At 39.4% G+C, this 23,426-nt stretch carries 27 protein-coding genes, 1 tRNA gene and 2 pseudogenes; 14 read left to right on the top strand and 16 right to left on the bottom strand.

Annotated elements, in window-relative coordinates; all coding sequences use genetic code 11:
• Nucleotides 1-10: 10 nt before the first annotated feature.
• The 6 genes from PL9631_RS23845 to PL9631_RS23820 form a co-directional block, all read right to left on the bottom strand.
• Nucleotides 11-445, bottom strand: coding sequence for an ATP-binding protein (locus tag PL9631_RS23845; protein ID WP_083624230.1), 435 nt, complete (start codon nt 443-445; stop codon nt 11-13).
• Between the two features lie 7 nt (nt 446-452).
• Nucleotides 453-1,451, bottom strand: a complete 999-nt coding sequence (locus PL9631_RS23840) for a sugar transferase (protein ID WP_083624348.1) — start codon at nt 1,449-1,451, stop codon at nt 453-455.
• 170 nt (nt 1,452-1,621) lie between these two features.
• On the bottom strand, nt 1,622-2,617 hold the full coding sequence (fmt, locus tag PL9631_RS23835; RefSeq protein WP_083624346.1) for a methionyl-tRNA formyltransferase: 996 nt from the start codon (nt 2,615-2,617) through the stop codon (nt 1,622-1,624).
• A 331-nt stretch (nt 2,618-2,948) separates the two neighbouring features.
• Nucleotides 2,949-3,833: an OmpA family protein gene (locus tag PL9631_RS23830; RefSeq protein WP_083624229.1), complete on the bottom strand. Its 885-nt coding sequence runs from the start codon at nt 3,831-3,833 to the stop codon at nt 2,949-2,951.
• Nucleotides 3,834-3,845: 12 nt separating this feature from the next.
• Nucleotides 3,846-4,931, bottom strand: a complete 1,086-nt coding sequence (locus tag PL9631_RS23825; RefSeq protein ID WP_083624227.1) for a DUF4335 domain-containing protein — start codon at nt 4,929-4,931, stop codon at nt 3,846-3,848.
• Nucleotides 4,928-5,533: a DUF3038 domain-containing protein gene (locus PL9631_RS23820; RefSeq protein WP_083624226.1), complete on the bottom strand. Its 606-nt coding sequence runs from the start codon at nt 5,531-5,533 to the stop codon at nt 4,928-4,930. Before PL9631_RS23820 ends, PL9631_RS23825 begins: the two co-directional genes overlap by 4 nt.
• A gap of 352 nt (nt 5,534-5,885) precedes the next feature.
• On the opposite strand from PL9631_RS23820, the gene PL9631_RS23815 reads away from it, so the two are divergent.
• From PL9631_RS23815 to PL9631_RS23800, 4 genes are all read left to right on the top strand, one after another.
• The gene (locus PL9631_RS23815) at nt 5,886-6,407 is read left to right on the top strand and encodes a pentapeptide repeat-containing protein (RefSeq protein ID WP_083624224.1); all 522 of its coding nucleotides are present in this window, start codon (nt 5,886-5,888) and stop codon (nt 6,405-6,407) included.
• 90 nt (nt 6,408-6,497) lie between these two features.
• On the top strand, nt 6,498-6,740 hold the full coding sequence (locus tag PL9631_RS23810) for a hypothetical protein (RefSeq protein WP_156090674.1): 243 nt from the start codon (nt 6,498-6,500) through the stop codon (nt 6,738-6,740).
• Between the two features lie 44 nt (nt 6,741-6,784).
• Nucleotides 6,785-7,132, top strand: coding sequence for a YtxH domain-containing protein (locus tag PL9631_RS23805; protein ID WP_083624221.1), 348 nt, complete (start codon nt 6,785-6,787; stop codon nt 7,130-7,132).
• Between the two features lie 75 nt (nt 7,133-7,207).
• On the top strand, nt 7,208-7,729 hold the full coding sequence (locus PL9631_RS23800; RefSeq protein ID WP_231516835.1) for a DUF948 domain-containing protein: 522 nt from the start codon (nt 7,208-7,210) through the stop codon (nt 7,727-7,729).
• A gap of 117 nt (nt 7,730-7,846) precedes the next feature.
• On the opposite strand, the gene PL9631_RS23795 is transcribed toward PL9631_RS23800, so the two are convergent.
• From PL9631_RS23795 to PL9631_RS23785, 3 genes are all read right to left on the bottom strand, one after another.
• A complete protein-coding gene (locus PL9631_RS23795; RefSeq protein WP_083624219.1) occupies nt 7,847-8,182 on the bottom strand; it encodes a DUF5615 family PIN-like protein in 336 nt (111 codons plus the stop codon).
• Nucleotides 8,172-8,486: a DUF433 domain-containing protein gene (locus PL9631_RS23790; protein ID WP_083624218.1), complete on the bottom strand. Its 315-nt coding sequence runs from the start codon at nt 8,484-8,486 to the stop codon at nt 8,172-8,174. The genes PL9631_RS23795 and PL9631_RS23790 overlap by 11 nt, the downstream gene beginning before the upstream one ends.
• Nucleotides 8,487-8,578: 92 nt before the next feature.
• Nucleotides 8,579-8,722, bottom strand: coding sequence for a hypothetical protein (locus tag PL9631_RS23785; protein ID WP_156090673.1), 144 nt, complete (start codon nt 8,720-8,722; stop codon nt 8,579-8,581).
• 88 nt (nt 8,723-8,810) lie between these two features.
• Between PL9631_RS23785 and kaiC the strand changes: the two genes are divergently transcribed.
• The 4 genes from kaiC to PL9631_RS23765 all read left to right on the top strand — a co-directional run bounded on the left by kaiC (nt 8,811) and on the right by PL9631_RS23765 (nt 11,640).
• Nucleotides 8,811-10,502, top strand: a complete 1,692-nt coding sequence (kaiC, locus tag PL9631_RS23780; RefSeq protein WP_083624216.1) for a circadian clock protein KaiC — start codon at nt 8,811-8,813, stop codon at nt 10,500-10,502.
• A gap of 116 nt (nt 10,503-10,618) precedes the next feature.
• Entirely contained in the window at nt 10,619-10,867 is a 249-nt protein-coding gene (locus PL9631_RS23775; protein ID WP_083624215.1) for a hypothetical protein, read from the top strand.
• 49 nt (nt 10,868-10,916) lie between these two features.
• Nucleotides 10,917-11,246 carry a circadian clock KaiB family protein gene (locus PL9631_RS23770; protein ID WP_083624213.1) on the top strand — a complete coding sequence of 110 codons (330 nt, stop codon included), beginning with the start codon at nt 10,917-10,919 and terminating at the stop codon, nt 11,244-11,246.
• Nucleotides 11,247-11,289: 43 nt separating this feature from the next.
• On the top strand, nt 11,290-11,640 hold the full coding sequence (locus tag PL9631_RS23765; RefSeq protein ID WP_083624212.1) for a circadian clock KaiB family protein: 351 nt from the start codon (nt 11,290-11,292) through the stop codon (nt 11,638-11,640).
• A 13-nt stretch (nt 11,641-11,653) separates the two neighbouring features.
• Here the strand turns inward: PL9631_RS23765 and PL9631_RS23760 are convergent.
• Nucleotides 11,654-11,866 (bottom strand): annotated as a pseudogene (locus PL9631_RS23760) (IS701 family transposase); the annotation flags it as partial.
• A gap of 383 nt (nt 11,867-12,249) precedes the next feature.
• Here PL9631_RS23760 and PL9631_RS23755 point away from each other — a divergent pair.
• Nucleotides 12,250-13,116 carry a PAS domain-containing protein gene (locus tag PL9631_RS23755; protein ID WP_083624210.1) on the top strand — a complete coding sequence of 289 codons (867 nt, stop codon included), beginning with the start codon at nt 12,250-12,252 and terminating at the stop codon, nt 13,114-13,116.
• A gap of 37 nt (nt 13,117-13,153) precedes the next feature.
• On the opposite strand, the gene PL9631_RS23750 is transcribed toward PL9631_RS23755, so the two are convergent.
• Together PL9631_RS23750 and PL9631_RS27090 are read right to left on the bottom strand one after the other, a co-directional pair.
• Nucleotides 13,154-13,846 carry an IS630 family transposase gene (locus PL9631_RS23750; protein WP_231516636.1) on the bottom strand — a complete coding sequence of 231 codons (693 nt, stop codon included), beginning with the start codon at nt 13,844-13,846 and terminating at the stop codon, nt 13,154-13,156.
• A gap of 20 nt (nt 13,847-13,866) precedes the next feature.
• Nucleotides 13,867-14,001, bottom strand: coding sequence for a hypothetical protein (locus tag PL9631_RS27090; RefSeq protein WP_269321681.1), 135 nt, complete (start codon nt 13,999-14,001; stop codon nt 13,867-13,869).
• Nucleotides 14,002-14,068: 67 nt separating this feature from the next.
• Between PL9631_RS27090 and PL9631_RS23745 the strand changes: the two are divergent.
• From PL9631_RS23745 to PL9631_RS23740, 3 genes and pseudogenes are all read left to right on the top strand, one after another.
• Nucleotides 14,069-15,736: pseudogene (locus PL9631_RS23745) on the top strand (PAS domain-containing sensor histidine kinase); the annotation flags it as partial.
• Between the two features lie 72 nt (nt 15,737-15,808).
• On the top strand, nt 15,809-16,423 hold the full coding sequence (locus PL9631_RS27085; RefSeq protein WP_269321718.1) for a response regulator: 615 nt from the start codon (nt 15,809-15,811) through the stop codon (nt 16,421-16,423).
• 40 nt (nt 16,424-16,463) lie between these two features.
• The gene (locus PL9631_RS23740; RefSeq protein ID WP_231516834.1) at nt 16,464-16,763 is read left to right on the top strand and encodes a hypothetical protein; all 300 of its coding nucleotides are present in this window, start codon (nt 16,464-16,466) and stop codon (nt 16,761-16,763) included.
• A 118-nt stretch (nt 16,764-16,881) separates the two neighbouring features.
• Here PL9631_RS23740 and PL9631_RS23735 read toward each other — a convergent pair whose 3' ends face one another.
• From PL9631_RS23735 to PL9631_RS23725, 3 genes are all read right to left on the bottom strand, one after another.
• On the bottom strand, nt 16,882-17,634 hold the full coding sequence (locus PL9631_RS23735; protein ID WP_083624207.1) for a phytochelatin synthase family protein: 753 nt from the start codon (nt 17,632-17,634) through the stop codon (nt 16,882-16,884).
• 153 nt (nt 17,635-17,787) lie between these two features.
• A complete protein-coding gene (gene mazG, locus PL9631_RS23730) occupies nt 17,788-18,612 on the bottom strand; it encodes a nucleoside triphosphate pyrophosphohydrolase (protein WP_083624206.1) in 825 nt (274 codons plus the stop codon).
• 33 nt (nt 18,613-18,645) lie between these two features.
• Nucleotides 18,646-19,317, bottom strand: a complete 672-nt coding sequence (locus PL9631_RS23725; protein ID WP_083624204.1) for a metal-binding protein — start codon at nt 19,315-19,317, stop codon at nt 18,646-18,648.
• Between the two features lie 76 nt (nt 19,318-19,393).
• Here PL9631_RS23725 and PL9631_RS23720 point away from each other — a divergent pair.
• Nucleotides 19,394-19,465: transfer RNA gene (locus tag PL9631_RS23720), tRNA-Val, on the top strand.
• Between the two features lie 247 nt (nt 19,466-19,712).
• Here PL9631_RS23720 and ccmS read toward each other — a convergent pair.
• Nucleotides 19,713-20,174, bottom strand: coding sequence for a beta-carboxysome assembly chaperone CcmS (ccmS, locus tag PL9631_RS23715; protein WP_331281289.1), 462 nt, complete (start codon nt 20,172-20,174; stop codon nt 19,713-19,715).
• Between the two features lie 420 nt (nt 20,175-20,594).
• Between ccmS and PL9631_RS23710 the strand changes: the two genes are divergently transcribed.
• Nucleotides 20,595-23,291, top strand: coding sequence for a Calx-beta domain-containing protein (locus PL9631_RS23710; protein ID WP_083624203.1), 2,697 nt, complete (start codon nt 20,595-20,597; stop codon nt 23,289-23,291).
• Nucleotides 23,292-23,426: the final 135 nt, after the last annotated feature.

Genomic DNA, 23,426 nt, shown 5'->3' with positions numbered 1-23,426 from the left:
CCATTACCCATTAAATCTGTTTCCTCATCACCAAACAATTCCGATTATCCTCTAACCGGATACAATGTAATTCATCCATTAATTTAGACATAAAAATCAGTCCTCTGCCTCCTTCATGTTCCAACGGGTCAGCGTGCATTTGACATACAGACTCTAAGGCTTTTTCTAAGTTAAAGGGTTCCCCCATGTCCCAAATTTTCATTTCAATCCAGGGGGAAAATATCCTCACTTCTAACTCAATAGGTGTTGTTTCCGGTAAGCTGTGGTGAGCATGACGGACAACGTTAGTAAATCCCTCCGTTAAAGCAATTTGAGACTGATGAAAAACATCCGTAGGTAGAAAATCCAAGGCAGTTTTTTCAAACCAAAACAACACCTCCTCTAAGGAGCTTAAAGTTGTTTTTACCTGAAGATGTGATTGTGCTAGTAGTGCTGCATTACTCATCAATTCTTTACATAGCACCGCTATTTCTATTGAAGACAACCATGATAGTTTTGACAATTAACTTCATGTCATACATCAGACTCCAATGTTCCTGATACTTCAAATCTAAACGGATAATATCCTCGAAATTTTTAACTTGAGAACGACCGTTAACCTGCCATTCTCCCGTCATTCCGGGTTTAACATCTAAGCGTTGCCATTGAGGAACTTCATAACGTTCTACCTCATCGGGTGTGGGTGGACGAGTTCCCACCAGACTCATTTCTCCAGTTAAAACATTCCAAAATTGCGGTAATTCATCTAAACTGGTTCGCCGTAAAAACCGACCGACTTTGGTAACTCGAGGGTCATTATCATTCTTAAAAATAGCTCCTTGGGCTTGATTTGGAATTTTATCTTTTAAGGCTTCCGCATCAGTACACATAGACCGAAACTTCCAAATACGGAATCGTTTTCCCATCCAACCACACCGCACCTGACCAAAGAAAATCGGCCCTGGACTATCTAAACGAATTGCAATAATAATCGGAATGGCTAATACCGATGAAATACTTAAACCGACAATAGCACCCGTTATATCAATTAACCGCTTTACCCAAGACCGCACAGAAGGATGGGTCACAGGAAGACGATTTTCCCCTCTAGTTTTTTCCTTGATTTTCTCGTCCGAACTCGGAGGTTCAATAGTTAATACTTGGTCAAGAGAAGTTAGGGAAAAAACCGCCATTACCTGAGAACCAACGGATTTTAAAACTAAGTCAATTCCTTTGGCTTTTGTGGTTTTCAGGTTACTAATCAGTGCGCCAATACCACTACTATCAATAAATATAGTCTGGCTAAAATCAAAAATAATTTTTTTGGGCGGCGGATTAAAAGAAATAACATTCTGACAAGTGGTTTTAAAAGAAACTGCTTCTAAGACACTCAGACGTTCAGGTAAGCAAACAGAGACAATATCTCCTGCTAGGATAATTTGAAATTTTTCTTCTGGAACTTGACCAACCATCTCCATAGTTTGCTGAGTAGTTGTTGTGAATTTTGTTAGTCTGTTTTAATTGATTGAGAGAAAAACGAGAAAGGGCCTTAGTTACGCGCACCAAAAATTATTGGACTAACCCCTTTGCCCTGATGATAATAGCACCCCAAATCTTTATTATTATAATCTCAAAATTAATTCTACCCTAAAATTTCCCCCACCGCCAGACGGGTTCCATTCACAAAATCCCAAGCTGACTGTATTCGTTTACCCGCCAATTGGACTTGGGTGAGTAATAATAATCCCTCACCTGTTTGGATTACTGGCCCAAAACGCTTAATTAGGCTGACTACCTCTCCAGGTTGTCCTGAAAATTGGGATAAATTAGGCCATTGTTGCGACAAATTTTGGTATTCCGGGGGAAATTGAGCGTGATATTCTGGCGATAAGGGAAGCGTAGCACAAACTTTTAAGGGTTTTTCCCGAAACAAGGTGATACAGTTGGGGTGAAAACCTCGAATTTGGTTATGTAAAGCGATCGCAGATTTACTCCAGTCTAAATCATAATTGTCATCTTTAATTAACGGGGCATAGGTCGCCAGGGCATTATCTTGAGGAATAGCCCGAATTTCTCCTGCGTCTAATTTGCTTAAAGTTTCTACCAATAAATCCGCCCCCAATTGGGCTAACCGTTGCCCTAAATCCGTGGCATTTTCTAATAGTCCAATCGGTGTCACTACCTTTAATAACATCGGCCCAGTGTCCATCCCCGCATCCATCAACATTGAAGTTATCCCCGTTTCGGGTTCCCCGTGATATAAACACCATTGAATTGGGGCGGCACCGCGATATTTGGGCAGGATGGAACCATGACCATTCACACATCCCAACCGAGGCATCTCCAGAATTTCCGGGGATAAAATTTGTCCATAAGCTACCACCACAAAAACATCCGCCTGAGCCTCTCGCAACAGTTTTAAGGTGTTTTTATCTTTTTTCACCCGCTTGGGTTGCCACACCGATAATTCATGGGTTTGAGCCAACATTTTCACCGGAGAAGGGGTTAATTGACTGCCCCGACCTCGGCGTTTATCCGGTTGAGTCACCACCGCCAAAACTTCAAATTTTGGGTCAGCTAATAATCTTTCTAAACTCGGAACTGCAAATTCAGGCGTACCAAAGAAAATGATTTTCATTTCAGGGAATAGGGAATAGGGAATAGGGAATAGGGAACAGGGAACAGGGAATAGGGAATAGGGAATAGGGAATAGGGAATAGGGAATAGGTAATGGGTAATAGGTAATGGGTAATGGGTAATAGGTAATAGGTAATAGGTAATAGGGAACAGGGAATAGGGAACAGGTAATGGGTAATGGGTAATAGGTAATAGGTAATGGGGATTTATTAGTCAATTAATTAACTTTTACACTGATAACTAATAACTAACAACTGGTAGGGGCGGGTTCATCAAGATTTAGGTGATTAACAAAAATTGAAAAGAACCCGCCCCTACAACTGATGACTGATTTACGGCGTAATTGCGACTTCAATTCGACGGTTCAGTTGTCGATTATTTTCAGAATTATTATTAACTACGGGACGATTTGCGCCGTATCCAATGGCTGCCCAGTGGTAATCTGTACCAATCACCTCGGATAAATATTTCATCACTGCTTCTGCGCGACTAAAGGATAAATCTAAATTTTGTTGAGGACTGCCTTGATTATCGGTATGACCCATAACCCTAACAGCAGAACCCTTATAGGTTTTAATATCGGCAATAATCGTATCTAAAATCACGTTAGCCCCGGGACGCAAAATGGTACTACCCACATCAAACAACACATCACTGGGAAAAGTCACCACTAGGGTATTAGAACTTTGACGGCGTTCGGGCGTAGCTGAAATAGCCGGAGGTGTTGGTTTATTGCTACCTGAACCCGAAATCGGAGGTGCAGAGGCTAATTGCTGTTCCAGAATTTGTAAACGTTTCTCCAGGGGTTCGGTGGGACGACTGGCCCCCAATTGACTTTCTACGGCCGCCGTCCGTCCAATCAAAGTATTTAACTGTCCCTGTAACTGCTGTAACTGTACCCGCAGTTGTTGACGTTGGGGGTTAGTTAACCGTTGACTGGGTTCGTCTATGGGTTGAGGAGCCGGACTAGGAGTAACCACCGGGACTATTCCCTGGGAACCCCCCCTCTGGGTTTGATTGAGTAATTGCTGTGTTAACGGAACCTCAGAACTGGAATTAGGATAGACCTGAGCCACGGCTATCCCTACCAACCAAGCAATAGACGAACCCACCCCCAACAGTAGGAGGTTAAACACTATCACCCCAAAGAATAAGAAGCCTCGAAATCGTCTAGGGGGGGGCGAAGGAGCAGGGCGGGGTTTTGCAGATTTAGTCATCAGTCAGTCTCCTTAATTGGAGGCGGGTGTTTCGGGAGAGGTCTGGGGAACAGCCTCGGTGTTACTCGCTAAATTACTTACCTCTAAATTCCCATCAGGATTAAACGTCACCTGAAAATCGGCCAAAGGTTCATTGGTTTGACGACTTCCCACAGGTTTATACAATAAATCCGGCAGGGGTGTTTGTTTCGTTTCGGTTTCTAGTTCCGGGTTCAAAGACTTGTAACCCACAATTGCCCCATCTTTGGCGACACTCACCCGATAAATTAAGGGGGTTTTCACCGATGGTGTCGGTATCCAGGCTTGGGTTAGCTTTTCACTTAATTGAGCTTTTAAATCCTGAAGTTCTTGGGGATTGGTAATCGGTGGCGAACTGGAAAGACTAGCAGGTAAAGGTTGCGGTACGGTTGTTTGCGGGGAAGACCCTTGGGGGGGATTGGCTGTTGGTGTGGGAACCGTTGAGCTTTGGGCTTGGGGTTGTAGTTTGGGGTCTTCGGGTCGTTTAATCTCGGGAATGGGCAAGGCCAATAAAGCCAAGGCCGTTAGTGCTAGACTCGATATGCCAATGGCCGATGGAATCGCCCGTTGAGTAATGGGTTGTTCGGGTTTGAGATAACGTTTAGATAGGGGTTGTAACTGAAGGGACAGTTCTGGCAAGGTCTGGCTATCGGCCAAAAATTGATCGACTGCTTCCACTAAATCAAATAATTGTACCGTGGTTAAATTAAGCTGAATCGGGGGTACAGAGGGGGTGGAGGATTCATCTGAGGGCTTTTCCTCCGTAGGTTCATGAACGGTTAATTGATGTAATTCTCCCGCAATTGGATGTAACTCAACTAACTCCTGTCCGCGATGGAAAGAGTCCGGGGTTCTGAGTCCACTCAGGAACCCTTGAGCATAGCGACTGACCTGTCGAACTAAACTTTCAAAAAACTCCCGTCCCCCGCTCAGGGTTTGGGGATGACCGACAAAATGACATTCTGCATTCATCAGAATATTTAAACTGGCTCGTCCATCGGATTTGCCGTCGCTTCCTTGGGGTAAACCCTGCAAAATCAGTTTGCAGTTCGGTAAACTATATTGACGTTCAATCGTCATGAGACTTCTCCATCAAACAAACTAATCCAAAATCGCTGCATTCCAGCCGTCCCTGTACAAAAGAGCAGTTTTTCTAACAAACGTATCCCTAACTCGTTTAACTTTTCATCGGAATTATAGGTCATCACCAAGGCCCGCCGGGGATTCATCCGACTGCGGAAATGCGCCCGAAACTGGGTTAAGTAGTTAGACAATTGTAAATGTCGTTCAATGGGAATTTGTTTTTGGGTCAGCGCCTCATAATCCATGAGTAACTGCCGAATTCTGGCCGTTAAGCGTCTTCCCAGGTTAGAGATAATCACGACTAAGGCTTTGGCTTCTAACAAACTCAGCGCCCGACGTTGACTAAATCGGCGTAAGGGATTGGTACTGCGGATTCGCCACAATTCGACCCGATTGGGGATGACCGTTTGTAACTCTAGTTCTGAGATCACGACCAGCATATATTCTGCCCCCCCCAGATACAAGGCTTCAATCGCCAGTAACATTAAATCAATTTCTAATCGGGCGCGACGTGGACATCCTTTTTCACCAAACGGTAGATCGGGTAAACTGTCCAATATTATTGGGATGGACTGACTTTGAGACTGTTCTAACTGCATTACACTCACAGCAATATTAATATCAACACACTAACGGGTATAGAAATAGCCAGGAATATATAACCATGCCATATAATAACGTTTGTTATCAAATCGCTTCATTACACAATCCTCATAGTGTACGATTTTTCAGGCATGGTGTTCCCCTGGTTCAATTTTACCCCCCTTCCCCCCCATCGCTTAATCTATTACTCCATGACCTCTGCCATCTCCACTAGAAATAAAAAAAATTGTTAACACATCCTCGATCTTTCTTAACAAGGTTTTAAAGTAAACAGAGGTTAGGCAAAAATATTTTCCCAGGGCCTGAATTTTTTCAGTGATTTTGGTTTCGTGGCTTTATAGATAAACAATGCAGAAAATTAGTTCACAGGAATTACTCGCTTTATACAGTGAGGGTAAACGGGACTTTGGGGCTATTGATTTAAGTCAGTCAGATGTATTTGAAGCGAACTTAGAGGAGATTAACTTAGCGGGTAGCAATTTAAACCAGATTTATATGCCCTATTCCAATTTGAGCTATGCTAACTTACATAAAACCCAACTTCAGGAGGCTCAACTCGGGGATACCCAACTTTATCAAGTGGATTTATCGGAATCCAATTTACAAGGCAGTACCCTGTCTCGATGTAACCTCCGCCATGCTGATTTAAGAGGAGCTAATTTAAGCCATTGTAATTTACAAGGGGCAGATTTATATAGTGCTAATCTGACCGAAGCTGACCTCAGACATACGGATTTGAGTAATGCAAATTTAGAAAATGCTAAGTTAACAAATGCTCAATTGGCTGGATGTAATTTATTTCGATCTAAAATGGCAAATTTATCGGACGCAAACTGTGACCAAACGACAATTTGCCCCGATGGGTATTAAATCCATATCCCTAGAAACATGGTAATTATCGTTATTATCATTAATATTTTCATTTCTCTGCTGTGTTTATTCCTAGCGAGAAAAATCTGGATGTTGACATTAACGATGAATCGTTTGGAAAAAAAGTTAATCGTGATGGAACAGCGCACCCGTTTGGTTTTGCAGCAAACCCCCAATTTTATTGATTCGGGACAACGGGGAAGTGCGAAACTCCGGCAAAACTATCGTCAACTTCAGTTGAAACGACAACAACTTGAACAAGCTCTGGGTTTAATTTCCTTCGCCGTTAAGGTCTGGCCCCACGGAAGAAAACCAAGAAAATCAAATCTCTAGGAACAAAATAGTTAAAATAGATGGAATTGGTACTGCGATTCAATATGTCAAATCAACGGTTAGGACGGTTTTTGGGGGGTTTGGTCTTGGGGTCGGTAGTCGGTACGGTGGTCGGTTTATTGGTAGCTCCTCGTTCTGGGAAAGAAACCCGACAGTTGCTCAAAAAATCAGCCGAGACCTTACCGGAATTGGCAGAAGATTTATCTACCAATGTTCAGTTACAGGCCAATCGACTTTCGGAATCTGCATTACGCAATTGGGATGAAACTCTGATTCGTCTCAAAGAAGCGATTTCGGCCGGATTAGAGGCTAGTCAGCAACAACAAACCCTCTATAAAGCCGAGGCTGAAAAACATCTCCCGGAGTCGGCAAAAACCACAGGAGAACGCTAATTATCGGGGATTTTTTGGGAAAATCGCTATACTGATTGGGAGAAAGAAAAATATTTTGATGTTAATGGAAATCCAGTGACTGAACCTTTATTTTGGCTTGGACTGTCACTGTTTTTTGTTGCAGTCAGTCTTACTGCTGTTGTGATTGCGGCTTTACCTGCTTTGCAAGCCATTGCCCGGGCTGCTCGGAGTGTGGAAAAATTGGCCGATACTCTGGCGCGGGAATTTCCGCCCACTTTGGAATCAATTCGGTTAACCGGGTTGGAAATTACGGAACTGACGGAGGATGTGAGCGAGGGGGTACAAAGTGCCAGTCAAGTGGTTAAACAGGTTGACCAAGGGTTAGATAGTGCCCGACTACAAGCCAGAAAATTCCAATCGACCACGGGGGGAATTTTTACCGGAATTCGAGTGGCTTGGAAAACCTTTACTCGCAAAACTTCTTCCCCGGAATTGTCGCGCCGACCCGTGAATCGTCTGCCGGGACAGGGCCGAAGTTCTCATCAGTTACGAGAGCGAAATCTGCAACGTTTAGAACTGTATTCGGACACTAATTTTGATGTGGAAGATGAAGATTCAGAGGAAAACTATCATTAAATATTTAATTATTTCAGATTATTTCTTAGCTAGGATGGCTTTTGCTTGTTGCTAGAGGACGTCCAATTCGTCTTGATCAGGAATTATAATAAGGTTTATTTTTATTTGTAGCATTCCCTACAAAAATTCAATATTGTTGTACATATATTTAGGTTCTAAACATTCCCAAATCAAAACTAAATCACTGATAATTTTTCCAATTGACTGACGTTTTTGGTGAGTATAAATAATACCACCATGTTCAATACCTGTAGAAGCTAAACTTAGAAAATCATCATCAAAGGTGAAAATAACTCGTTGTTGAGATAAAGCATAAGCTAATTGTTGTTGATCAGATGCACCAATTAATCCTTGTTCTGGGGAAGTTGTGACATCAATTCCTCGCATTCTCAAGCTATTAGCGATCGCATTACTCACATTCTCATCAAGATGAAATTTAATCTTATTTGACATTTTCACCCTTTAATATTTTTTGAATTAAAGAGGGTTGATTTCCTTGCAATTTTTTAGCATAATCTTCTCCTGCTTCAATTTGTTGTCTAATTTCTTCTCGATGGTCATGGTAATAAGTTAAAGCTGCATAAACATCGGCTAAGGTAATACTAGGATGGTGATAAATAATTTCATCGGGTGACATTCCCATTCTTTCATGCCAAATTACGATATCTTGAACTTTAATTCGATGTCCAGAAATACGAGGTTTTCCACCACATATCCCGGGAGTAATTTCAATGTGTTCTGAGATGACTGCTTTCATATTTACAATTTTCCTGATCAAAAATCTTAATAAATTTTCCTAATTAAAACAACAATATTGATCAATTTCTTCTATTTTAGCACGATTAGGCTTTATTTATGGGCTAGGATGGCTTTTGCTTGTTGCCAGAGGGCGTCTAATTCCTCTAAACTGGTCTGATAAGGGGCGATCGCAATATTCCTCAACCTTGGATAACCGTTTAATAAAGGGAATAGGGAATAAAAAATATTACCCAAACCCCTTTTTTAGTTAAAAATACCTTCAGAATTGCTATAATATTCAGTATACTTATCCTAAATATTAACAATAAATTTTTACAACCCAATGGAAGATAATCAAAGTCTACAATTATCCAAATGCCTAACGGGTATTCAGGGACTCGATGAAATCACCGATGGAGGCTTACCCCAAGGCAGAGCAACCTTAATTTGTGGCTCTACCGGTTGCGGCAAAACATTATTTGGGGTGGAATTTCTGGTGCGTGGAGCAACCCTTTACGGGGAACCAGGGGTTTTAATTACCTTTGAAGAAACGGCGGCGGAAATCACCAAGAATGTCACCTCGTTAGGATGGAATTTAACTGATTTGATCGCTGAAGACAAAATATTCATTGATCATGTTTATCTCGAAGGCAGCGAAACTGAAGAAACCGGAGAATATGACCTCGAAGGCCTATTTCTCCGTCTAGGCTATGCTATTAAAAAAATAGGGGCGAAACGAGTAGTTTTAGACACCGTTGAAGTCTTGTTTGCCGGTTTAGCTAATGTCAACATTATCCGAGCCGAATTACGCCGTTTATTTCGGTGGTTAAAAGAACAAGGTGTAACCACCATAATCACAGGGGAGCGAGGAGAACAGACCTTAACCCGTAAAGGTTTAGAAGAATATGTTTCCGATTGTGTGATCAAATTAGATCAAAAAACCGTTGAAGAAATCACCACCAGAAGTATCCAAATTATCAAATATCGTGGCTCTCGTCATAGTAATAACGAGTATCCTTTTTTAATCGAAGATAATGGCATTTCTGTCTTACCCATTACTTCCTTAACTTTAGATCATGCGGTTTCTAATGAGCAGATTTCCACAGGAATCCCACAACTCGATGATATGTTTGGTGGACAGGGTTACTATCGAGGGAGCAGTATTCTGGTCACAGGTAGAACAGGAACAGGAAAAACGAGTGTTGCGGCTTATTTTGCCCAAGCAACTTGTTTGAGGGGCGAACGCTGTTTATATCTGGCTACGGAAGAATCGCCTCAACAAATTCTGCGTAATTTAAACTCGATTGGTCTGGATTTAGCTCCTTATGTAGAGCAGGGATTATTGCAATTTGATGCAGTACGTCCCACTAATTATAATTTAGAAATGCGATTGTTTAAAATCCGTCGCTGGATCGAAGAATTTCAACCCAGGGTGATCATTATCGATCCGATGAGTAATCTTATTTCTGCTGCGAGTATGATGCAAACAAAGAATTTTTTTACTCGCTTGATTGACTATTTAAAGAGTCAACAAATCACCGTGCTTTTGACCAACTTAATCTCTAGTAATACCGACATTGACGAAACAAAAACAGCAGTGGGTGTTTCCTCTTTGATGGATACTTGGTTAGAACTGCAAACACTCAAGACTCATGGGGAAAATAATCGCATTCTCTATGTCCTCAAATCTCGTGGTATGATGCACTCAAATCAAGTACGAGAATTTATCCTAACCAGTCAAGGGGTAAACTTGGTGGAGGTTTACTTGGGAGAGGGCAAGGTATTAACAGGAACGGAAAGAATTAATCAAGAATTACGAGAACAATCTGCCGCTAAAAAACGGAGACAGAGTTTTGAACTCAAAAAACGAGAATTTGAGCGAGAAAAACATCTCCTCCAAGCTCAGATTGAAGCTCTGCAAATGCAATTAGCGAATCGAGATCAAGAATTAACTTTGATCATGGAGGAAGAAGCAGAATATCAAAATGATAGGCAAGAGGAAAAAGACAAGAGGCAAGAAGTAAAAGGTGATTAATAATCGGGACAGGACTTACGCAGATTAACACAGATTAAAATCCGTGATCGGTAATTGGTAAGAAAGAGGTAAATAGCAAAAATTACTCCTAATTAAATGATGAGGTTTAGAAAATCATGAACAAATTACAAGAAATTACGATTAAAGTCCCAGAAGAAATTGCTCAAGCTTATCGGGAATCCAGTGACCTAGAAAAGCAACAAATTGAATTAAAATTTTCCACATTAATGAAACTAAAAATCAACGCCATTCAAACAGACAAAGTTGATACACTAGGGCAATTAATGGATGATATTAGTAGAAAAGCGATAGCTAGAGGTTTAACTCCTGAAATATTAGAGGAGATTTTAAATGAAGATGAATAAACTTAAAATTGTCCTATAAGTTTTCCTATGCTCTATTATCCTAAAAAACATGACAGAAGATGATTTATCAAATTTCGCTAACACCAAAGAATCAGAACTTTGGCAACTCAGGTTATATGTAGCCGGACAAACCCCTAAATCTCAGGTGGCTTTTGCCAATTTAAAGAATATTTGTGAGGAACATCTGCATGGTCAATATAGCATTGAAATTATTGACCTGAGCAAACAGCCCGATCTAGCCATAGAATATAATATCATTGCTCTACCAACCCTCGTCAGAAAATTGCCCCTACCTATTAAAAAGATTATTGGTGATTTATCGAATCGGGAAAAAGTGTTGGTGAGGCTGGAAATTATTCCTCTTAGAAATCAAGAATAACTCCAATCACTCAATATTAATTTATTAAGATTAGATACTAATAATGGTTAACCCAGAAGATTTTAAACTAACAACTACAGAACTATTTGAACAGTCCCTGTCCGAATCCAAGGAACAGCATTATATCCTTCGTCTTTATATTGCCGGGACAACGCTCCAATCATTGACGGCGTTGCAAAATATCAAAAAGATTTGTGAGGAAAATCTTCAAGGACATTATGAACTAGAAGTTATTGATGTTTTTCAACAGACAGAAGCCGTTATTATTGAGAATATTGTGGCTATTCCTACATTAATTAAAGAGTTACCTCTGCCCTTACAAAAAATTATTGGCAACTTATCGAATACAGAAAAAGTCTTAATTGGTCTTAATCTTTTGCCTAATGGGACTTAAACAAAAATCAAGCTCAAATCAAGCCTAAACTTGCTTTGTAGGCTGCAAATATATCCCTATTATGTTGGAGCCACTCCGCAAATCGAAAAGAAATCGCTGTACGAAAGGCTTCAAGGGCATCAACAAATGTGTTTAAGGGTTTGTTCGCCCATCGATGTCTTAATCCTCCGGTTAAACTATGCCAGAGAATAAAAGTATAGGCACAAAATACCAAAATCCAAAGGCGGCGGTACTGCCATCGTGCTCCTAACTCAAACGAGATCGCTTGAACAGGACAACCTCTTAAAGTCCCCCAATTTTGGGGGATTTAGGGGGCAAATATTGCTACTTGAGAAATAGTCTCTAAAACTGCTGATCAATCCTTCATAACCTTAGCATTCTAAACACTATACATTTCAAGCCATCTAGCCCCCTAGCCCCGAACATTGGGGGGAAAATAAATAATTAGGACTTTTTAGGGCGATTGCTATAATCATTGGTATCTGATCGCCTACTTTTGACACGCTATATACAGCCTGCTTGCGTAAGTCCTGTCTATAATTATTATCATCTATTTCCCTCCTTATTTTTGTTTAAGTCCCACTAAAAATATAACTAGATACAGGAACAATGAATGATTCCCCAGACACTCTTAAAACATTGCGTCAAGAAGTCGAAACCCTAAAGGGAAAATTGGCAGAAATGCAGAAACATCTCAATGAGACGGAAGAAACATTGCAGGCTATTGGTTCTGGGGAAATAGACGCTCTTGTTGTTTCTACACAGCAAGGGAAGCGAGTTTTCCTCCTTGAGGGAGTCGATTATGTTTATCAGTGTTTAGTCGAACAAATGGGCGAAGGAGCCGCAACGATTTCTGCTGATGGCTTGATTTTGTACGCTAATCAGCAACTCTCAGAACTCTTAAATTGTCCTTTAAAAAATCTGATTGGCTCTAGGTTAGAAACCTTTGTTTCTCCCCATGACAAAAAAGCATTTCTACTGCTATTACAACAGCTTCAAGAACAGAAAACTCTGAGCCAAGAATTATCTTTGATCCCGGCAACTAAAAATCAGGAAATAGCTGTTAAATTATCGCTGAAACAATTTAGGGTGAATGAGGTTTTAGTCAATAGTGTTATTATTACTGATCTTACGGAATTGAAAGTTGAAGCTGCTAAACTTAATAATATTCTCGATCGCGCGATCGCGGCAATTATCAGTTATCGCGCCTTCCCTGATCACACTTGGATCTTTGATTATTGGTCACAGGGATGCGAACAACTCTTTGGCTATACCGCAGCCGAACTCATTGCTGATCAAAATTTGTTTACAAGTCGGATATTTCCTGAAGATTTGGAAACTGTTATTTCTCAAACCTTTAAAGACTATAAGCTGAACAAAACTGGCTATATTGAGTATCGCTATCGTCACAAAAATGGTACTGTTCACTGGATTTCATCTTCCCGGTTCTTTCAATGGGATGAAACTGGTAAGTAGGTGGTCATAAATAAAGTCAATAATAGAAAAAGATTGTTTAGGATAATTCTTGAGAGTTACTCAGGGAATTAAATCGCAAGCGATCGCAGGTACAATCATTTCTTTCGTTTCTATCTTCAATGGCTTGAATCACAGCTTGGCTCAAATCATATTCATCTTCAAACATTCTTCCCGCCAGTTCATGAGTTTTTAATTGATGCCATTCTGGTTCGATTTCATTCAATTCAGGGCTATAAGCAGACAGGAAGAAAAATTCTAATTTTTTGTCTTGCCACTCCCTTTCTTTTTCTTGTATTTTTTGACTTTTATGGACACTGTAGTTATCTTGAATCAGTACGGTAATTTGTCGAGTATTTTGAAAATGCTTTTCAGCTTTTTCCGCTTGCCAATCTATAAATTTTATGTAATTCTCACTTGTAATTCCTGACAAACTTAAACCGTACTCAAAACTTTTTCCTTTTTCTAATACTCCAATTACATTCAATCTTTTTCCTCGCTTTTTCGTCTGGTTTATTTGTTTCTGCTTCCCCTTTTTTACATAGGTGTAACTCACAGGACTCCATAAACAAAAACCTGCCTCATCTAAATATTTTAATCTGACCAAACCCTCTTCTTCATAACGCTTTAACGTCTCCAAATCTCTTTTCTTGCTCGCTGTTTTTTCGGGATTCTGTTTTTTCTTTAAACTGGCTTTTGTTCTTTTCCAGCGCCAGTCTTTTTTTTTTAAGATTTTTCTAATTCTTTCTGCGCTTAGTGCGCTCCATCACTAAACATTAATATATCTATTCTCTGCCTTGTTCTTTTCGGAACTTTCTCTTGCTGATACAGAGTTAGTAGCTCTTGTTTTTCTTCTTCTGTTAGTTGAATTCTTAACCTCAGTGGCATGACTATTCCTCTGATATTTCTTCATTTCTTATTTTAACTCTATTTATGACCACCTACTTATCAATCCTGGCGCGATCGCGTTCACCCCGATGACCTAATCGAAGTAGAACAGAAAATCCAGCAAGCACAGGTAACCCACAGCGATTACGCAGTCGAATATCGGGTTATTCACCCCGATAGCACGATTCATTGGGTTTTAGCCAAAGGGCGATCGCTTTATGACCAAGCAGGACAAGCGATACGGATGATCGGGACGATTGTTGATATTACCGATCGCAAACAAGCAGAAATTGCCCGAAGAGAAGAACAAGAAAAATTAAGATTATTTATCAAATATGCTCCTGTTTGTGTTGCCATGTTTGATCGCCAGATGTGTTATCTTGCCGCCAGTCAACGTTGGATAGAGATGAATCAACTCGGTTCTTGGGAAGCGATAATTGGGCGATCGCACTATGAACTGTTCCCCGATCTTCCTGAGCGTTCGAAACAGGTACATCAAGAATGTTTAGCAGGTGCGACCAGAAAATCCGATGAAGACTCTTACATCCGGTTTGATGGCTCACTGCAATGGTTAAAATGGGAAAACTTGCCTTGGCGACTGGATACAGGGGAAGTGGGCGGTATTTTGATGTTTGCTGAAGATATTAACGATCGTAAACAAGCACAACAGAAAATTATTGAACAAGCTACCTTAATTGATATTACTGCCGATGCTATTTTTGTCCAAGATTTAGATAATCAGATTTTATTCTGGAGTAAAGGAGCAGAACGTTTATATGGTTGGACAGAAGCCGAAGTTTTAGGGCAAAAAACGCCAACTTTATTTAATCAAGTGAATGAAATTACTGAAGCTCTACAAACTATTATAGAGCAGGGCAGTTACCAAGGGGAATTAGAGCAAATCACCAAAGAAGGCGCAAAAATCATCGTAGAGAGTCGCAGGACACTGATAGAAAATCAATTTTCCCAACACCAATCAATCCTCGTCGTTAACAGTGATATTACCAAGAAAAAACAACTCGAAAAACAATTTTACCATATCCAACGATTAGAAAGTTTAGGAACCTTAGCCAGTGGCATTTCCCATGATTTTAATAATATTCTAACCCCGATTTTAGCCACGAGTCAACTACTTATCCTCAAATTTCCTAATCTTGATGATCAGACAAAAAAATTATTGACCCTCTTGTCTGACAGTGCTAAACGTGGGGCGGATTTAGTTAAACAAATTCTGCTTTTTAGTCGAGATACAGAAGGTCAATCTGTAGTCTTACAACTAAGTTACTTACTCCTAGAATTAATCGGTATTACTCAACAGACATTTCCTAAATCAATCACGATTTCAGCTAAAATTCCCACCAGTGAATTATGGACTATTGCGGCAGATGCTACCCAAATACACCAAGTATTTATGAATTTATTGGTTAACGCTAGGGATGCCATGTCAGAGGGCGGAACTTTAACCATCACTGCCGAAAATTGCCAAATAGATCAATATTATACCCAGATGAATTTAGAAGCAAAAGTAGGTGCTTATGTGATGGTGACGGTTGCTGATACCGGAATCGGTATTCCTCCAGATTTATTAGAGCGAATTTTTGATCCCTTTTTTACGACGAAGGAAGTTAACAAAGGAACAGGATTAGGATTATCAACCGTAATAGGAATTGTCAAAAATCATGGCGGTTTTATCAAGGTTTATAGCCAGTTAGGAAAGGGTACGGAATTCAAGGTTTTTTTCCCGGCGATCGAGGGAGAAGTCAACGTCACAACCGAAGAAGAAGAACTGCCTAGAGGGAAGGGCGAATTGATTTTAATTGTTGATGATGAAGTTTATATTCGAGAGATTAACAAAACTTATTTAGAAAACTATAATTACAGAGTAATACTCGCTAGTGATGGGATTGAAGCCATCGATCTTTATGGCAAATATCAACAGGAAATCAGCGTTGTGTTAATGGATATGATGATGCCAAATTTAGATGGTATGGCTGCAATTCATATTTTGAAAAGCATGAATCCTCTGGTTAAGATTATTGGGACTAGCGGACTTATTACTAATAGTCAACTGGCTTTAGAGACTGATGTTCAGACATTTTTAGCAAAGCCTTACACGATCAAACAATTATTGCAAATATTACAAGAGATCCTATCCTCCGATAACGATAAACGAGAGGGTATTCCGACCATTATCTCTGAAGACCCTTCTCCTCGGTTGACAGTTGAATTATCGAAGGAAGATTTAGCAATCATGCCCCCTGAATGGTTACAGCAAATGTATGATGCAGCTTATTATTGTGATGAGGATTTCTTGCTGGAATTAATTGAACAAATCCCTGTTTCCCAAGAGGCGATCGCCAATACTCTGAAAGATTTAGTTAGGGATTTTAACATGGATTTAATTATGGAATTAACAAAATAAATTACCTATTGCCTATTGTCTATTTTCTCACATATAATCCTTGAAATCTTCTTCAGCAATAACCGCTTTAATCATGCAAAATTTAACTTTACCCAAACTTGAAACTTTACCTGAAAATTTTTCCTTAGAAGGGATAATTAGCATTACCTTAATAGAAGGAATTACTATCTTTCGTGCTTCTGAAAAGATTCAAAGTAGAATTGAAACTTTACTTGAGAAACAAAAGCAAGCAGTATTAACTATCGAAGAAGAAAAAGAATTAGATGCTTATGAAGAATTAGATGATTATTTGAGTTTGGTAAATCGGACGATTCGCAATCTTTATTTAACTCAGATTTAACGAAAAATATTATTTTAAATTTATGGATAAAAATACTCCTAAAGAAGTTCGTAAACGAGCAAAATATTTGTGTGAATATTGTCATGCTTCCGAAAAATGGCAATATGTTCAATAATCATTAGTTAGAACTCAGGATAACAAATCCTCGTGTTTTTTGGGAAGCCGGATCAATCCTTGTCATTCCTCGCCAAAGATCCTCAGCTTTTACCCAAACAGGCGGATATTTATAGCGGGCTACATCTAAGATTAAAAAGCGATCGCTCTTTTGATGATAAGCCGCAATCGGTGAAATATGTCCGCCTCCTTCCTGACCCATTTCTGGACGCAAATAATTGACTAAAACAAAATTATTTTCTGCTTTTAAATTAGCAATTACTAACTTCCGAAATTCTTCTAAAGTTGTCTCTGACGCATGATAAACTTGAACCTTTAAGGAATAACTGTCTAACAGTTTTCCCAACTGCTCTAAGGTCATTCCTCGACGGGTTACAGTTTCCGCCGTCAGCACCCGTTGAGTTGAGGAATTATTAAATACATTTTCCTGAGTAAAAATCCGATAATTTCTATATTCCGGGGTTTCTGGTCGAGGAATTTGCATCGCATTTAACGCCATTACTAAACTCGCAACCCCACAATATGCTAAATTATCTTGCGTTACAAAATAAATACTCAACGGAAAATAATCTTGTTTAGCATTACTTTCAGAAAAGAGTTTTTCCCCTTCAGAGGAATTAAAATTAACTAAGTTATCTGGTATCGATAAGGGTTGAGCTTGGGAGAATTTCACCCCCAAACAGAGTCCTGAAATTAATAAAGCGATCAAGAGGGAACGTTTTTTCCAGAGTTTAGAGTGAGATAGACTGAGAATCATTGAATTTTTCTCTTAGTATTGTTGTAATAACCATTGTTTATCCTCAAAAGATAATTGGTTAATTTTTTTCGGCAAATTCACGAACTTCTAAAGAGGGCATAGTAACTTACCAAAACTATTGATAAACCTTCTCTATTTTAACATGATTAGGCTTTATTTCTGGGCTAGAATAGCTTTTGCTTGTTGCCAGAGGGCGTCTAATTCCTCTAAACTGTATTCTGATAAGGGGCGATCGCAATATTCCTCAACCTTGGATAACCTGTTAATAAAACGATGATTGGTTTCTTGTAACCCAATATGGGGATCTAAATTGTACCAACGGGCTAAATTAATTAAGACAAATAAAATATCCCCTAATTCCGCTTGTTGATGCTCTTTATCAGTACCTTGAATTGCTTCTTTAAATTCGGCAACTTCTTCATCAAATTTATCCCAAACTCCCTCAATATTATCCCATTCAAATCCAATATCGGCAGCTTTTTTAGAAATTTTCATCCCCGCAATTAAGGGAGGTAATTGTCGAGCATAACGGCTTAATTTAGAACTAAAACTTTTAGTTTCTGATGTTTCTCCCCGTTCATCTGATTTGATTTCTTCCCAATTTTGCCTAACTTCTTCGACACTATTCACTTCCACTTCCCCAAAGACATGGGGATGGCGACGAATTAATTTTTCTGTAATATTATTAGCAATTTCTTCTAAAGAAAATTGATTTGATTCTCCAGCAATTTGGGCTTGTAAAATGACTTGTAATAGTAAATCCCCTAATTCATCGGCGATCGCATTTTTATCCCCGCTCCGAATGGCGTCTACCACTTCATAGGCTTCTTCAATAATATAGGGAACTAAGGTTTCTGGTGTTTGTTCCAAATCCCAAGGACATCCCCCTTCTGGCGATCGCAATTTTGCCACAACATCAATTAAGTTTTGTAGGGCAATTAATGTGGGATTTAGGGTAATATTTTCGGTGTTGCTCATTTTAAATATTAGGATTTTAGGGTTAACAACGGTTTACTTTTTAGGACGACGGGTGGATTTTTTTGCCGTTGTGGAATTGGATTTCTGACGTTTAGGTTTAATCGCGGGAAGTTCAATTTGGGAAGACTCAGAAACCTGACGTTTTGTTTTTTTTGGTTTAGGAGTTTCTGGAATATCTTCATAAGTTTTTCCCGTTTTTAGCCATTTTCTAAATTCTTTATATAAAGAGTTAGACCAGTCACTAAAGGAATGACTCATGGCTCCCATTTCTAATCCTAAATAAACGGCGATAGATTCCCTGGGATAATGGGAGAGCGATCGCAAACTATGCTGAAATATTTCTAAGGGTTCCCGGGTTAGTAATCCTAAATATTGTGCCACGATTAACCCCAAAAATCCCACAATTCCCAAACCTCCTGCTAAATAAAGAATCCTTAACGCCGTCCCAATAAATGGCCCATGGGATAAAAAGGAGCGATGGCGTAAACTGTTTTGGTAGGGAACCCAAAAACAACGCAACATCCCCCACCGTTGAAACTGTCGGGAGTCAATATCTAAATCCGGGCCAAACATTAAGCCGCTAAACAGGAAACTCCCCGTCACCAGAAAGGTTAAGTGACTGCTGCGGGTTTGGCTAAAGGTTAAGCCCGCAATAAACGGCAAGCTCCAAAGGGTTATCCGGTCGTGGGTTTGACCTGATGGCATGGGGTAAAATGATTAATCCTGGAAAATAGGGTTGTGATTCTAAAAGTTTATGTTATAATAGTCGAATGTGTTAATCGGGCGGTTAACTCAGCGGTAGAGTGCTTCCCTTACAAGGAAGAGGCCACAAGTTCGAATCTTGTACCGCCCATATTTTATTATCTTTACTCATTCAATATCGGATAACCCGAGTTTGTCTCTTTGAATATCCGTAATTAAAAAACTTTATTTTCCTCTGTAGGGAAGCTTTGACAATAATATTGAATACCCAAAAAACAATTCAATAAACCCGCCCTTTCTTTCAATTGAGAAATCAATAATTAATTAGATATTGCTTTGATTTGGGCGAGTTTGTGGAGATTTTTTACGATGATTAAAGATTGTTTTGCAACCCGTCCCTAGGAATGGGAAAGAATGATCACTTGATTCATCGAATCTTCTAACTGTGTTAATAAAGTATCCACATCTTTTCCCACTTGTTGAAAACAGTCTGGAGGAGTAGGATTAGATTCAAAATAAATTAAGCTGACATGATCAAAACCAATTCCAATAATTAATACTTCTTGTTTCGGTTGATACCCGTCTACAATTCCGACAATTTCTTTTAGCCGATTTTCAACATTTTGATTAAGTTGTTCAAGGGTTGATTTCGGACAAGCGACAAAGTGGGGAGTAGGTTTGAGATCAATTCCTAGGGTATTGGGTTCTTCTCCCCATTGTAGGTGTAAACCCCAGGTTAAGGCGGCTAATTCCTGACGGTTATCCTTCACAAACCGATCTAACTGACTTTGCCAACTTTGCTGTCCTAAACCGGGTTGAGTGCTATCAGGTTTAATCATTTTTCGACGACTGGTTTTCACTAAGATCTTATTTTAATCGATCATGGGTCAATTTATCAAATTCTATGGGTCTAAGTCGATCTACGGATCAAAGATCGAGTAATTTTGAAAAAAGCTATTCATTTACTCAGTATTTTTAATGACTACAGGACGTAATTAATAACAGAGCACCCTTAAAAATACGGTATTTTTTAAAATCCAATGTATATTAAATTACTTTTTAAAATAAATTATTCAAGTTAAAAAACAGTCGAATCTGAGAAACTTTTTCCCTAAATAAATCGTCTTTACTATTTAGTGCATTACCTTCAGAATCAGGGTTTAACTAGCTTTTACATCTACACAATCGTTAGTCAGATTGAATTTAATATTTTCCTGATTAATTCAAGATATCCAGAAAAATAGTATAGCTATTGCGAGTCTTTACGAGGACAATTGATTATGAGTCTCGATACTTTTGATCCTGCAAATTTGTTTTTAAGTTCGACCCCGATTATTCCTGAACCTCAAATATTATCTTTTGGTTTGGGGGTTAATCTTCCCATGGGAAGAAGTTTTACAGCTATTACTCCGACTGAAACTAATTTTATCCCTACCAATAATTTTGATTTAATTATTGGTACTGAATTTCAGGATAATATTTTTGGTTTGGGAGGAAATGATACAATTTATGGTTTAGAAAGCAATGATATTTTAGGCGGAAATGAACAAGCTGATTATATTTTTGGTAATCAAGGAAATGATAGTATTTATGGCGGTCACGATGACGATACTTTAGCTGGCGGTCAAGATAATGACCTAATTTTTGGGGATGTGGGAAATGATTTTATTTTAGGCGATCGCGGTGCAGATACATTATTTGGTAATCAGAATAATGATACTATTTATGGGGGAAAAGAAGATGATTTAGTCGCCGGAGGAGAAGGAGATGATCAATTATTCGGTGATTTTGGCAATGATATTCTTTATGGAGACTTAGGTGCTGATACAATAGTAGGTGGAGAGGGAAATGATCTCTTTTATATTGGCAAAACTATGGGAGGATTTGCGATTACGGATGCTGATATTATCACGGATTTTACTTTAAATCAAGATGATATTGGATTATTGGGAAATCTGACATTCTCTGCGTTAAATATTACTCAAGGAACTGGGGAATATGTTAATGATACGATTATTCAAGATAAAAATTCTAATGAATATTTAGCAATTCTCAAAAATGTAAATAGTAATAGTCTCAATTCTGATAATTTTATTTTTGAAGGTTCAGACCCGATCCCAGATCCAACTCCCGTACCAACATTAGCACCGACACCCATACCAACGGTTGAACCAACTCCCGTACCAACATTAGCACCGACACCCATACCTACAGTAGAACCAACTCCCGTACCGACACCCATACCGACACCCATACCAACACCAATACCAACACCTGTACCAACTCCTGTACCAACTCCCATACCAACACCAATACCAACTCCTGTACCAACTCCCGTACCAACTCCCATACCAACACCTATACCAACACCCGTACCAACGCCAACTCCCGTACCTGTAAGCGTTTTAGAGTTTAGTTCAGCTAATTTTAGTGTGAATGAAAATGGCATACCTATTAACACAATTACGATTAATAGAACCCAAGAAAGTAGCGGTTTAGTCACAGCAACCATTACGCCAACGGATGGAACTGCAACGGCTAATTCAGACTATAATAGTGCGCCCCTAACGGTAACATTTGCTGATGGAGATATTACCCCGAAAACCATTACAATTCCAGTCATTGATGATACAGTATTTGAACCGATGGAAACCGTTAATTTAGCATTAACTTTAACTGCTGGAACTGCAACAATCGGAACTCAAAATACGGCAATTCTACAAATTGTTGATAATGATCCGAGTGAAAATCTCCAGTTAAATAGTGCAACCTATTTAGGAACAACTGGAAATGATAGTGGTGCATCGGTGGAAATTTCGCCCATTGATAATAATATTATTATTGCGAGTAATTTCAACGGTGTGGGGCAAATTCAACGGTTACAAAATGGCAATACAGCCGCTTTATCTAATACACCATTAGGCGGTCTTGTCAATGATTTAGATGTGGATCGAGATACCGGAGAAATAGTAGCCGTTGGGGATTTTGGCATTAAGGTTTATGACCCTACAGCTGATACGGTTTTATGGTCACAACCGGGAACTTTTAATCGAGTTGCGATCGCAAATGATGGTACAGTTGCCACTTTAAATAATAGTACGGATACGATTACCTTATGGAATCCCACGGGAACTCAATTAACTAGCACAACCTTAACGGGAACCAATGTTAATCCGGCGGATATTACGATTGATCCTACTACTAAACAAGTCTTTGTTACCGGGTATAATCAAGTCACCAGTATTTTACAAACTCCTTTCTTACGCGGGTTTGATTCTTCCTTGAATTCTCTATGGAAAACCTGGGATTTTAGTGCAACAGAAGTCACCGGACAAAATTTAGGAGCAGATACAAGAGGAGAACGAATTACAATAGGTAAAGATGGGGGACTTTATTTCTTAGGAAGAACCGATGGTGGCAATAATGTTTTTCAACGGGATGGTCAAACCATTACTGAAAATTTAGCCACAAAAGTTGATCTTGATTCCTTTAATAATTTCTCCGGTGCTGGGGCGGGAACTTTCACTTTTCACGCAAAAATTAATCCTAATAATGGAACAGTTGATCGGGGTCAATTTATTGTTACTCGAACTAGCACCGGAGGCAATAGTTTTACTCCCAATTCCATCACGGCTGACGAATTTGGTAATGTATATATAGGAGGATCTTCGGCTTTTCAATTGCAAAATCGTCCGGCTAAAACCATTAATAATCAACCCGTTGGAGCTTATACCTTGGGAGAAATGGCAGTATTAGGATTATCGGCTGATTATACTATCAGAAAATTCTGGACTCCTTTAACTCAAACGGCTGATGCTGATGGGGCGAAAGGAAGTGTGAATGGTTTTGCAGTAGCAAAGGGTCAAGCCGTGATTTTGGGGACAGTAAGCCAACCCTCGGTTGCGACAACGACTAACGCGATTAATCCTAACCCATTAGGAGGAAATGATGCTTATTTAGCCACTTGGTCGGTTTAGGAAATCAGCGATCAGTAATTGGGTTTCTTATCGTTATTAGGACTGACGCACCAAACCGGGTTTCTGAACGAGAAATCACCGATTTCATCCGCAAAATCAGGGCTAGAAACCCGGTTTCTTTGGTCTTGTACGTAA

The sequence above is a fragment of the Planktothrix paucivesiculata PCC 9631 genome (assembly GCF_900009265.2).
Taxonomy (GTDB): domain Bacteria; phylum Cyanobacteriota; class Cyanobacteriia; order Cyanobacteriales; family Microcoleaceae; genus Planktothrix; species Planktothrix paucivesiculata.
Note: the sequence above shows the minus strand (reverse complement) of the source record. Positions and strands in the feature narration are given on the sequence as shown.

Bases quoted from the DNA above. Each gene is read 5' to 3' on its own strand.
- PL9631_RS27090 (WP_269321681.1), bottom strand. From the start codon at position 14,001: ATGCCACTGAGGTTAAGAATTCAACTAACAGAAGAAGAAAAACAAGAG.
- PL9631_RS23725 (WP_083624204.1), bottom strand. From the start codon at position 19,317: ATGCCATCAGGTCAAACCCACGACCGGATAACCCTTTGGAGCTTGCCG.
- PL9631_RS23755 (WP_083624210.1), top strand. From the start codon at position 12,250: ATGAATGATTCCCCAGACACTCTTAAAACATTGCGTCAAGAAGTCGAA.
- fmt (WP_083624346.1), bottom strand. From the start codon at position 2,617: ATGAAAATCATTTTCTTTGGTACGCCTGAATTTGCAGTTCCGAGTTTA.
- PL9631_RS23810 (WP_156090674.1), top strand. From the start codon at position 6,498: ATGTTGACATTAACGATGAATCGTTTGGAAAAAAAGTTAATCGTGATG.
- PL9631_RS23710 (WP_083624203.1), top strand. From the start codon at position 20,595: ATGAGTCTCGATACTTTTGATCCTGCAAATTTGTTTTTAAGTTCGACC.
- PL9631_RS23845 (WP_083624230.1), bottom strand. From the start codon at position 445: ATGAGTAATGCAGCACTACTAGCACAATCACATCTTCAGGTAAAAACA.
- PL9631_RS23805 (WP_083624221.1), top strand. From the start codon at position 6,785: ATGTCAAATCAACGGTTAGGACGGTTTTTGGGGGGTTTGGTCTTGGGG.
- PL9631_RS23775 (WP_083624215.1), top strand. From the start codon at position 10,619: ATGAACAAATTACAAGAAATTACGATTAAAGTCCCAGAAGAAATTGCT.
- PL9631_RS23820 (WP_083624226.1), bottom strand. From the start codon at position 5,533: ATGCAGTTAGAACAGTCTCAAAGTCAGTCCATCCCAATAATATTGGAC.
- PL9631_RS23735 (WP_083624207.1), bottom strand. From the start codon at position 17,634: ATGATTCTCAGTCTATCTCACTCTAAACTCTGGAAAAAACGTTCCCTC.
- PL9631_RS23770 (WP_083624213.1), top strand. From the start codon at position 10,917: ATGACAGAAGATGATTTATCAAATTTCGCTAACACCAAAGAATCAGAA.
- PL9631_RS23790 (WP_083624218.1), bottom strand. From the start codon at position 8,486: ATGAAAGCAGTCATCTCAGAACACATTGAAATTACTCCCGGGATATGT.
- PL9631_RS23840 (WP_083624348.1), bottom strand. From the start codon at position 1,451: ATGGTTGGTCAAGTTCCAGAAGAAAAATTTCAAATTATCCTAGCAGGA.
- PL9631_RS23825 (WP_083624227.1), bottom strand. From the start codon at position 4,931: ATGACGATTGAACGTCAATATAGTTTACCGAACTGCAAACTGATTTTG.
- mazG (WP_083624206.1), bottom strand. From the start codon at position 18,612: ATGAGCAACACCGAAAATATTACCCTAAATCCCACATTAATTGCCCTA.
- PL9631_RS23815 (WP_083624224.1), top strand. From the start codon at position 5,886: ATGCAGAAAATTAGTTCACAGGAATTACTCGCTTTATACAGTGAGGGT.
- PL9631_RS23830 (WP_083624229.1), bottom strand. From the start codon at position 3,833: ATGACTAAATCTGCAAAACCCCGCCCTGCTCCTTCGCCCCCCCCTAGA.
- PL9631_RS23795 (WP_083624219.1), bottom strand. From the start codon at position 8,182: ATGTCAAATAAGATTAAATTTCATCTTGATGAGAATGTGAGTAATGCG.
- kaiC (WP_083624216.1), top strand. From the start codon at position 8,811: ATGGAAGATAATCAAAGTCTACAATTATCCAAATGCCTAACGGGTATT.
- PL9631_RS23765 (WP_083624212.1), top strand. From the start codon at position 11,290: ATGGTTAACCCAGAAGATTTTAAACTAACAACTACAGAACTATTTGAA.